Annotated in this window: 8 protein-coding genes and 2 pseudogenes; 2 read left to right on the top strand and 8 right to left on the bottom strand. The window is 47.1% G+C overall.

Going from position 1 to position 10,596, the window contains the following annotated elements:
• Together H6A34_RS11750 and tilS are read left to right on the top strand one after the other, a co-directional pair.
• A pseudogene (locus H6A34_RS11750) lies at positions 1–327 on the top strand (class I SAM-dependent rRNA methyltransferase); the annotation flags it as partial.
• Complete coding sequence (gene tilS / locus H6A34_RS11745) at positions 317–1,669, top strand: tRNA lysidine(34) synthetase TilS (RefSeq protein WP_205105672.1); 1,353 nt, start codon at positions 317–319, stop codon at positions 1,667–1,669. The pseudogene H6A34_RS11750 and the gene tilS, both read left to right, overlap by 11 nt.
• Positions 1,670–2,028: 359 nt before the next feature.
• On the opposite strand, the gene H6A34_RS11740 is transcribed toward tilS, so the two are convergent.
• The 8 genes and pseudogenes from H6A34_RS11740 to H6A34_RS15060 all read right to left on the bottom strand — a co-directional run.
• The gene (locus H6A34_RS11740) at positions 2,029–4,080 is read right to left on the bottom strand and encodes a fructose-bisphosphatase class III (RefSeq protein ID WP_021947143.1); all 2,052 of its coding nucleotides are present in this window, start codon (positions 4,078–4,080) and stop codon (positions 2,029–2,031) included.
• A complete protein-coding gene (locus H6A34_RS11735; protein WP_205105671.1) occupies positions 4,077–5,336 on the bottom strand; it encodes a glycosyltransferase family protein in 1,260 nt (419 codons plus the stop codon). Before H6A34_RS11735 ends, H6A34_RS11740 begins: the two co-directional genes overlap by 4 nt.
• Before the next feature lie 27 nt (positions 5,337–5,363).
• On the bottom strand, positions 5,364–6,368 hold the full coding sequence (locus tag H6A34_RS11730) for a glycosyltransferase family protein (RefSeq protein WP_205105670.1): 1,005 nt from the start codon (positions 6,366–6,368) through the stop codon (positions 5,364–5,366).
• 169 nt (positions 6,369–6,537) lie between these two features.
• Positions 6,538–7,698: a diaminopimelate decarboxylase gene (gene lysA, locus H6A34_RS11725; RefSeq protein ID WP_205105669.1), complete on the bottom strand. Its 1,161-nt coding sequence runs from the start codon at positions 7,696–7,698 to the stop codon at positions 6,538–6,540.
• A gap of 1 nt (position 7,699) precedes the next feature.
• Entirely contained in the window at positions 7,700–9,031 is a 1,332-nt protein-coding gene (locus H6A34_RS11720; protein ID WP_021947139.1) for an aspartate kinase, read from the bottom strand.
• Between the two features lie 27 nt (positions 9,032–9,058).
• The gene (locus H6A34_RS11715; protein ID WP_021947138.1) at positions 9,059–9,760 is read right to left on the bottom strand and encodes a cell division ATP-binding protein FtsE; all 702 of its coding nucleotides are present in this window, start codon (positions 9,758–9,760) and stop codon (positions 9,059–9,061) included.
• Between the two features lie 22 nt (positions 9,761–9,782).
• Entirely contained in the window at positions 9,783–10,403 is a 621-nt protein-coding gene (hisIE, locus tag H6A34_RS11710; protein ID WP_262896359.1) for a bifunctional phosphoribosyl-AMP cyclohydrolase/phosphoribosyl-ATP diphosphatase HisIE, read from the bottom strand.
• Positions 10,404–10,445: 42 nt separating this feature from the next.
• A pseudogene (locus H6A34_RS15060) lies at positions 10,446–10,596 on the bottom strand (imidazole glycerol phosphate synthase subunit HisF); the annotation flags it as partial.

The raw sequence follows: 10,596 nt of genomic DNA, 5'->3' as shown, positions 1-10,596 counted from the left end.
GCTGCCGACGGTAAATACGATCTCATTATACTCGACCCGCCCGCATTTGCCAAGCACCGTGCAGCCCTGCACAATGCCCTAAAGGGATACACACGGTTGAACGTCAAGGCTCTAGAACGAATCAAATCCGGTGGCCTGCTATTCACCTTCAGCTGTAGCCAGGTAGTCACAAAAGACAACTTCCGCAATGCCGTATTCACGGCGGCAGCGCTCGCCAAACGCAACGTAAGGATATTGCACCAGCTCCACCAACCGGCCGACCATCCGATAAACATATACCACCCCGAAGGCGAATACCTAAAAGGACTCGTACTATATGTTGAATAGAACCTTCATCGGTAAAGTATCACAATACATCGACGACAACGCTCTGCTGCAGCATAGCGGCAAGTATGTCGTGGCGCTGTCAGGTGGAGCCGACAGCGTATGCCTGGCCCTGACGTTAAAACAACTTGGATATACCGTCGAGGCTGCACACTGCAACTTCAACTTGCGTGGGGCCGAATCCCTAAGGGATGAGGACTTCTGCAAACGATTTTGCGAGACAAACCATATTCCCCTGCACGTCGCCCGTTTCGACACGACAGAGTTCGCAAGGCTACGCAAGATAAGTATAGAGATGGCCGCACGCAAACTGAGGTATTCATGGTTCGACGCTCTGCTCGGCGACATCGGCGCCGAAGCCGTATGCGTAGCCCACCACCAAGACGACTCCGTTGAGACCGTACTGCTCAATTTAATACGCGGCACGGGTATACATGGTCTTGCCGGAATAAAGGCTGCAAACGGTAACATACGCCGTCCACTGCTATGCGTCACACGCAAAAACATTGAAACGGCATTGCAAGAAACTGGCCAACCCTACGTAACGGACAGCACCAATCTGGAAGACGACGTGGTAAGGAATAAAATCCGTCTCGACATTCTGCCCGTCATGAGACAAATCAACCCATCCGTCAGTGACAGCATATCCAAGACCGCAGCAAGGGTCAACGCCGTGGCTGGCGCATTCGACACTCTAATTCACCAAGCCAAGGAGCGCATTATTACATTCCACGGCCGTGACACCGCAACGATACGTACCGACCTGTTAATGTGCGAAGCTGCCCCCGAGTACACATTATTCAGCATCCTTCGGGAATATTCGTTCACACCAGCCCAAACCGAACAGATATTCCGGGCCGTAAACGCCGCTCCAGGGCGTACATTCACATCGTCCACGCACCAGTTGCTCATCGACCGTGCCAACATCATAATCGAACCTCTTTCATGCGATGCGCCCCGTTCCATGGTAATGCCCGAAAGCGGAACGTATGTATTCTCCGACGACATGAAGTTCAAGGTAGAGATAATGACATGCCCCGACAAGTTCATTCCATCACGACAGGCTTGCTGCTGCAGCCTTGATGCCTCAAAAGTAAACATGCCGTTAACCGTCAGACCTGCCACTGCCGGCGACCGTTTCATTCCGTTCGGCATGAACGGCTCCAAATTAGTAAGCGACTACCTTACCGACAGGAAACTCAACCTCTTTGAAAAGCGCCGGCAGCTTATCGTAGCTGATTCAAAAGGCAACATAGTATGGCTTGTAAACCAACGTCCCGACAATAGATTCCGTATTGACGACAGCACTACCAAGGTCTTGAAAATAACATGTTGCAGGGATTGATCAAATAATTTTCGTAAGATATTTATCAATGCAACTACCAATCAATAAAAAACAGATTGGGAAAATGTTTAAACAGTAAACATGGCTTATTGTCTCATAAAACACATCCTTTCATCCATCAAAAAGGCATTTATTAAAAGACAATAAGCCATGTTTTAAATACATAAGAACCATTGCTGTAAAAGCACGACGTGAAAGTAACAGATTTCATAGTGCCACAATCATGATGAATAAGTCCATCTGTAATGATACAAACGGCACTGCCATTGGTCTTTACCGACATGCTATCTCCGAGCCGGCAAAGACCAAAGCAGGCAGAACTTTACAACAGTAATAACGGCACATCATTGTCGTCATTACTATTTTTTCCGACTGGTGCAACCTTTATTTTTAGCAACCGTTACTTTCATTTTTCCATAATCCGACCTTAACCGACCTTCCTTGACAAATCCATGTCTATAAGCGTATAGCAGCTTCTCGAGGTCAGCTATCTGCGCCTTTAGTTCGCGTCCTATGTCGGTATCAGCTACGAGCATGCGGTGGGCAGACATCTCGACTATCTGCGTGGTGCTCTTTATGTCCGAACCACGCAATATAGCATCTTCCGTACCAGTGAACGGTTCATGCTGTACCAACTGGAAACCACGACTGTGATACACGAGAGTATATCCGGCAATGCCTGTCTCCTTATGGTATGCTTGCGAAAAGCCGCCGTCGATAACCATCAGCTTTCCGTCAGCCTTGACGGGATTCTCGCCACTTGCGGCATGTACGGGCACATGCCCGTTAATGATATGACGGTTATTGCCACATACACCAAAGGCGTCAAGTATCCGGTCGCATACGGCGCCATCATCACGCAGCTTGAAATAGTTACCCTTGTCCTCTTTGTAAGTTTCCTTGTCGGCAAGGAAGTAGCGTTCGAACGTCGCCATTTTCGACTTGTCGAAAAGCACCGAGTCACGCCCACACCACAGATACAGGAAATAATCTATGGCGAAAGCCTTGTCCTGCGGTTCTGTGTCTGGCTGGAAGGCACTGCGCACTACGCGGTCGACACGGTTCATAAGCTCGCGCCCGCTGAACTTCATCCCTCCATAGAGTTCAACCTCCTTCAAAGTGCCGTCAGCATTAAGAGGCACTGACGCATGGAACAACAGATTGTCATTAACGACCGTATAGAGCGAGCCGTGGCTCAACATCACGCGAATATGCTTGTGCAGTTTCTCGTTGACGGTGAATGAGTGGCGCAGGCGTGTCATGAGATTTTCCTCCTCGGGTGTAAGCCGGTATGGGTCGTCTGGTGACACAGTGGGAAAACGGCAGCTCTTCATCTCGTACTCGCGGCCGTCAATGTTGCATACGCCACGGGCATAATCAATATTGCCAAGCAACAAGCGTCCGTCCATGTTCCACTCTGGATGGCGACGGATAACAGCGCCCTCAACCTTAAACTGCAATACAGTTATTGCCTTATGCATCTGAGCGGTAAGCAAGCGGGTCTTACCATCCATGCCACTACCGTCACCGGTCTTGGGGATGAACTCCTCGCACGGGTCGTCGCCATAATGCTCTACCGCAAACGTAGCAAGCGGCACGAGATTTATACCGTAACCCTCCTCAAGCGTTGTCAGGTTGGCATAACGCAACGACAGACGCACAACATTACATATGCAGGCATCATTACCAGCGCAGGCTCCCATCCACAGAATGTCATGGTTCCCCCATTGGAGATCCCAGTTATGATATGTGGCAAGGAGGTCCATTATGAGATGAGCCCCGGGACCGCGGTCGTACACATCGCCCAACACGTGCAGGCGGTCAATCGCCAGGCGCTGTATCACGTGGGCTATGGCTATAATGAAATCGTCGGCACGCCCTGTCGAGATTATCGTGCTGATTATCACTTTTACATAGGCGGCCTTGTCCACGTCGTCCGTCCGTTCGTGGAGCAGTTCCTCGATTATGTACGAAAAGTCCTCGGGCAACGACTTGCGGACTTTTGAACGGGTGTATTTGCTGGATACATCACGGCAAACCCTTACAAGCTGGTGAATAGTGATGTGGTACCAGTCGGGCAACTCCGGCTCGGAAGCTTTCACCAGCTCGAGTTTCTCTTCCGGATAATAAATAAGCGTGCACAACTCTTTTTTCTCAGACTCGCGCAGTTCATTGCCGAATATCTCGTTCACTTTCCTCTTGATGTTACCCGAGGCGTTCTTTAGAACATGACGGAACGAGTTGTACTCGCCATGCAAGTCCGCGAGAAAGTGCTCAGTACCCTTAGGCAGGTTAAGTATTGCCTGCAAGTTTATGATTTCGGTGCTGGCGTCAGCAATGGTCGGAAACGACTGTGACAGAAGCTGTAAGTATCTCATGTCGTTTTCCGTCTCCTGAAAATCCGTTTTCATTGTATTCCTGATTTAAAAAGTTTATTTCTTAATGTGTCGGTTCCGCGATCGTCAAGCGGCTGGGTGAACATGAACCCCTCTGTCAGTCCGTAATGCTCCTCCATTACCCTCATGAGGCGCGCGGATTGTTTCAACAGCCCTAAAGAGCTAATTACCGCCTCAACACGGCACTCATCATAATCCGTAAAGCGAAGCACGCGATACAGTTGCACGAAATCTGCCCTGCGCACACATGAATGCTTGACCTTGATAATAGTCTCAACCACAGTGCTGCAAACCTCGAGCTCAACATCCTTTACCGAATCATCTGAACGTAACCTGCGCATGGCACGTGCATTCCTTATGATATTGTCATTGACGATATTCCTGTCACATTGCCCAAACCGTTCCAATGTTGTCACGCCTGTTTCCAAACCTTCCGGAACGTTCAACCGTAGTATTCTTGTCCCTGCCATGAGGTAGTCTATCACCCCCTCGTCAAAGGAATGCAGGAATATACGGCGCCATGATTCCGTACCAAACGAACGTATAACTGGCAATTTCTCATCCGCGACCTTCACATCGGCCCGGCCTTCTGATGCTCCTAACGTAATAAGCACGTCTTCAGCATAACGCTCGTCGTCGTTCATACGGGGGAACGGCAATGTATCGGCCATCTTACGATACAACGCAATCATGGAGTCGAGCATACCGGATGCACTCGTACCGCCTGTGATATTGAATGCGTCAATCTCCACCACTTTTTCTTCAAACGGGCCCGTACCCTTATGCCAGAACGACCGTCCCATAACGCGCAGAGCATCATACTCCTGACAGCAAACTGCGTGCAAAGCCATAGCGTACGATAACACGGCTCTACCCCAATATCCGACAGAGACCGGCCATCCCGACAACATACGGCACGAAGCATGCCACGGTGCAAGGCGGCGATCAAGCGAAACCAGTACAGGTATACCCATATCCCGACAAGCGCATGAAAGACGATAGGCAGAAATACCACCGCATGCATGTATATGGACAATGTCCGGCCCTAACTTATGCAATAGTTTCGTCCAGCCCTTACGCCTCATACAGGCAATCCTTAAAGCCGGCAATGTTACAATACGGATACCATCCAAACGAACTCCGCCTGCATCCGGTGTCAACGCCGTAACCTCCATCCTCTCCGACATTAGACAGAGCAAGTCGAGCTTATAGCCGAGGAATGCTGAAGCAGCCACGGCCTTCATGCTGGGGATGTAATGCAGGACTCTCATACCGGTTCAGGATTTATGTTCTACAACTTATGATTTATGGCTTATAAACTCATATTTATCCGACATTCTGTAAGCCACGGCATATTTCAGTCCATGCCATACCAAACGAAGTTCGAAGGGCACAACTTTAAACCATGGCACAGCCAGTCCGAAAGCGTCCATCGCCCGTCTGGCAAAAAGCGTTCTTACTATCAGTGGTACGAACAGCGCAATGGCCGAGAACAGCAATATTAACCAATTATGGAACAATATTGAGTACCCCAATGCACACAGTGCCGCTACAAAGCATGCATGCAACGACAACATGTCGGAATTAAACAATGCGCGATGGCGCACACTTCGCTCCAAGTGCCGTCGCGTCTCGAAATAGAAAACATTACGATCATGCCACCCCTTGGCCGTAGGTGTCTCCTCGACAATGAACGCTTCAGGTTCGAGGCAAACGGCTATATTGCCGGTCGAAGCGTATTTGTTGACGAGAAAATCATACTCGCCACGAAGATACTTAAGATTACCTTGAAAACCGTTGCCAGCCATAAACATCGACTTACGGAACATCAGGTTACACCCTGCCATACCATATCCCATGCCCGACTGTGCCTCACGAATCAACAGGTATTCACGATGGAAACGCGAAAACATCTTAAACTGGCCTGTACCCTCTGCATAGTTGCCGTAGCCATACACCATGTCCACGCCCCTATGACGGCAAGACGACATGTTTCCTATCCACTTGTCGGTGACAGGACGGCATGCCGCATCCGTCAACAATACCCATTCATGCTTAGCGGCCTTCACTCCTAGTGTCACAGCAAGTTTCCGGCGACTCATGTAACGAGATGACTTTGGAACATAAGTAGCGTAAAAATTAGGTACTTTGCTGTATGACTCGATAACCCCTGCCGTATCGTCGCCGTCACTCGCAACAACAACGATAACCTCAAAACCTCCCGGATAGTCCTGGCTAAGGAACAAAGGCAGGTTTGCCTTCAATGCGCCGTCATTATTATCTGCAATAATGACTACGGACACAGGCTTGCCGTTTTCAGCATCATCATGGATCTCGCATGAAGAGACTTTCTTGCGAAAAAGGTCCAACACAACAGACAAAAGCGTCAATACAAGCAAAACGCCACATATAGTTATCGTCAAACCGTCAAAAATCATACATGCCTCTCTCTCCCTGTAAAAACCTGTTCCGTCAATGCATATCCTCAGTTATATACCCCTTCGGCAATGGACGGCAATTATACTGTGACGCCATGATCTCACCATAAGCGCCCGCAGAACGGATGGCAACCAAATCACCGCGATGGCATTCATTCAGGTCTATAGCCTTTGCAAAAACATCACTTGATTCACATATCGGACCAACAACGTCATACGTTTGCATTGGAGCCTCGCTCGATATATTCTCTATTTTGTGGTAGGCTTGATACAGGGCAGGACGTATCAAATCCGTCATTCCCGCATCAAGTATAGCAAACTGTTTTGCCGTACCTTGCTTGACATAAAGAACTCTCGAAATAAGCGAACCACATTGTCCGACAACCGAACGTCCGAGTTCAAAATGCAACATCTGTCCCTTACGCAACTTCAAATGACGCGCATACGTAGCAAAATACGACTTAAAGTCTGGTACTGAAACCTTGTTCGGATGGGTGTAATCAATCCCCAAACCTCCACCGACATTGATGTTGTCGACCGTTACGTGATGAGCTTCAAGCTGCTTCTGCAAATCATTAATACGATTGCATAAAGCCACAAAATCGCCCATATCAAGTATTTGAGAGCCAATATGGAAGTGCAAGCCTACGAACTTTACATTCTTCATATCCTCAGCCTGTCCGATTATATCCTCCATATCTTCCATGGCTATTCCAAACTTGTTTTCGGCAAGCCCCGTCGTTATGTTGGCATGTGTGTGTGCCCCGACATTGGGATTTATACGGAATGCCACCCTTGCCACCTTACCTTTCGCTGCGGCAATCTCATTAATGACAGCCAACTCCGGGACACTCTCTACATTGAAGCAGAAAATATCCTTATCAATGGCAAGGTTTATTTCTTTATCACTCTTGCCGACACCGGCGAAAACAATCTTGCTGGAAGAAAAACCAGCATTAATAGCAGCTTGAATTTCTCCTCCGCTTACACAGTCTGCCCCCAACCCTGCCTGACATATGACATTCAATATCTTCGGATTGGCGTTTGCCTTGACCGCATAATGCACGCAGAAACCTTCATACTTGCCGGCCTCAGTGTTGATTGTGCGCAATGTCTCACGCAACAAATCCGTATCATAATAATAAAATGGAGTATCCGTCTCGTTGAATTTATCCAAGGGGAAAACGCCTTTCATCCTATATTTTTCTTTTATCGTTGAACAAAGTATCACTCAAGCTCTGCAAAGCACGCTTCTTGTCTGACTCACGGACAAGGAATGAAATGTTGTAATTACTGCCGCCGTATGATATCATACGAACCGGGATATCCTTCATGGCATCCGTAGCCAATGTCTCGAAGCCTACATTACTCCAATCCAAATCACCGACAACACAAATTATACACATGTCACGGTCAACCGTGACGGTTCCGTACTTTTTCAGCTCAGCCACAATATCATTAAGATGTGAATCGTTATCAATGCTCATGGATACACCGACCTCGCTCGTGGCAATCATGTCAATAGGAGTCTGATAACTCTCGAAGATCTCAAAAACCTTGCGCAGGAAACCAGTAGCTAATAGCATGCGGCTACTTTTTATCTTAATGGCCGTGATATTGTCCTTTGCCGCAACAGCCTTAATCTTACCTGCTATAATCTCATTGTTGATAATCGTTCCGGGAGCCGTAGGATCCATCGTATTTAACAACCTGACCGGAATTCCTGCAAATTTCGCAGGCTGAACACAAGTAGGATGAAGTATTTTCGCCCCGAAATAAGCCAACTCAGCAGCTTCTTCGAAATGTAGCTGACGTACGGCGTCAGTCTTGTCAACCACACGAGGATCATTATTATGCATTCCGTCTATATCCGTCCATATCTGGATTTCATCTGCATTGATTGCCGCCCCTACGAGAGAAGCAGTATAGTCACTGCCACCACGCTGGAGATTGTCTATCTCACCATAAGCGTTACGGCAGATAAAGCCTTGAGTGATATATACCTGGTAGCCTGCATTCTGCTCAAGCAGCTTGGTAAGCTTATCCTTGATATATACGGAGTCGGGCTCAGCGTTCTTGTCTGTACGCATATAGTCGAGAGCTGATAACAGCGTGGCATTTATTCCACACTCCTTAAGATAATTCGTAACCATATTCGTACTCATTATCTCACCTTGAGCAACTATGCTCTTCTCCTCGAAACTCGTAAAAAGATCTTTGGTGAACGAACGAAGATAATCGAACTCACCACGCAAGAATTTGCGTGTTTCATCTCTCCATTCATCAGTGGAATACAATTCTTCCACATGAGCCATATATTTTTTCTCGAGGCGGTTTATTACGTCATTAGCGCCCTCAGGATTTTTCTTATACAAATAATCCGATATCTCTATCAGTGAATTTGTTGTTCCGGACATTGCAGAGAGCACCACTAATACCTGCTCACCGCTTCTTGTTATCAACGATGCGACATCCTTCATACGCCCTGGTGAGCCTACGGATGTGCCTCCGAATTTCATTACTTTCATTTCTTCAGTATTTTGTTGTTTATATTCCTATTCCTCACTTACAAGACTAATCTTGTTATATTTTTCCGTTACGTCACTTATACCACCGTCCTTGCACTGATACACAATGCCTGGATACTTATCAAGCATTGGTATATTATGCGTAGACATCACGACAGCCGTGCCGGTCAAACTTATTTGTTTTAACAGGCTTACGATGTTATCCGCCGTCTCAGGATCGAGGTTCCCTGTCGGCTCATCAGCTATTATGATTTTAGGCTTGTTCAGTATCGCACGCGCAATGGCTATGCGCTGCTGCTCACCACCTGACAATTCGTACGGCATTTTCAGCTTCTTGTCTTGCATGCCTACGGCCTCTAACACCTCGTCTATACGTTCATTGACATCACTTTTTTTCTTCCATCCCGTCGCGCGTAATACGAATTGCAGATTCTTGTACACATTACGATCATGCAACAGCTGGAAATCCTGGAATATTATGCCAAGCTCCTTACGAAGAGCCGGCACCTCCTTACGCTTAATTTTCAACAAATTGCGTTCCAATACAATTGCCGTGTCACCCTCATGGACGTCAAGTTCACAATAAAATGTCTTTAACAAACTACTTTTACCAGACCCGACATGACCTATTATATATATAAACTCGCCTTCATCAACGTGAAAATCGACATTGCCCAAAACGCAAACATCGTCCTGATATATATTTACGCCTTTATATTCTATGAACATAATGCTTATTTAGTTTTATTGTTTAATGCTTATGCCAACCCGGCTCATGACGGGTGCGCAACTCCTCGGCCACGTCTTCTATACGTAATCCTTTCTCCGTCAACAGGACAATAAGATGATAGAATAAGTCTGAAGCCTCGTATATCAGGCGTTCATCTGTTCCGTTTACGGCCTCTATAACCGCCTCTAAAGCTTCCTCGCCCACCTTTTGTGCCATACGGTTTATGCCATCCTTGAACAGACTCGTCGTATACGATCCTTCCGGCATTTCCTCGTGGCGCTTTTCAATAAAATCCTGCAACGAGGAAAGGAACATTAACGGATTGGCGGTATTATCCTCACCCCAGCAAGTATCCGCACCAGTATGGCATACCGGGCCATCAGGATTTACCTTTATCAATAATGTATCATTGTCACAGTCATTCTTTATTTCGACAACATTTAGAAAATTTCCGGACGTTTCGCCTTTCGTCCACAAACACTTGCGGCTCCTGCTGTAGAACGTAACCTTACCCGTATCAACGGTTTTACGATAAGCCTCTTCGTTCATGAATCCAAGCATAAGAACCTTAAGAGTTCTTTTGTCCTGTATTATTGCCGGAACAAGACCGCTCATTTTTTCAAAATCTATATTCATTTCCAATATACGCTCTTTATATTTTTCAATTATAAAACATAGTTAAACTCATGAGAGTCTTATATTTACGCCTTCTTTATGAAGATATTGTTTAAGTTCATCAATTCTGATTTCACCGAAGTGGAATACACTTGCCGCTAACACCGCGTCGGCCTTTCCAACCGTGAATGCATCCCTGAAATGCTCACGTTTACCAGCA

Source organism: Marseilla massiliensis (assembly GCF_016899855.1).
Lineage (GTDB): Bacteria > Bacteroidota > Bacteroidia > Bacteroidales > Bacteroidaceae > Prevotella.
This window is presented reverse-complemented; position numbering and strand designations above follow the sequence as displayed.

Excerpts from the sequence above, each read along its gene's own strand:
- H6A34_RS11735 (WP_205105671.1), bottom strand. The coding sequence starts at position 5,336 with ATGAGAGTCCTGCATTACATCCCCAGCATGAAGGCCGTGGCTGCTTCA.
- lysA (WP_205105669.1), bottom strand. The coding sequence starts at position 7,698 with ATGAAAGGCGTTTTCCCCTTGGATAAATTCAACGAGACGGATACTCCA.
- H6A34_RS11720 (WP_021947139.1), bottom strand. The coding sequence starts at position 9,031 with ATGAAAGTAATGAAATTCGGAGGCACATCCGTAGGCTCACCAGGGCGT.
- tilS (WP_205105672.1), top strand. The coding sequence starts at position 317 with ATGTTGAATAGAACCTTCATCGGTAAAGTATCACAATACATCGACGAC.
- H6A34_RS11740 (WP_021947143.1), bottom strand. The coding sequence starts at position 4,080 with ATGAAAACGGATTTTCAGGAGACGGAAAACGACATGAGATACTTACAG.
- H6A34_RS11715 (WP_021947138.1), bottom strand. The coding sequence starts at position 9,760 with ATGTTCATAGAATATAAAGGCGTAAATATATATCAGGACGATGTTTGC.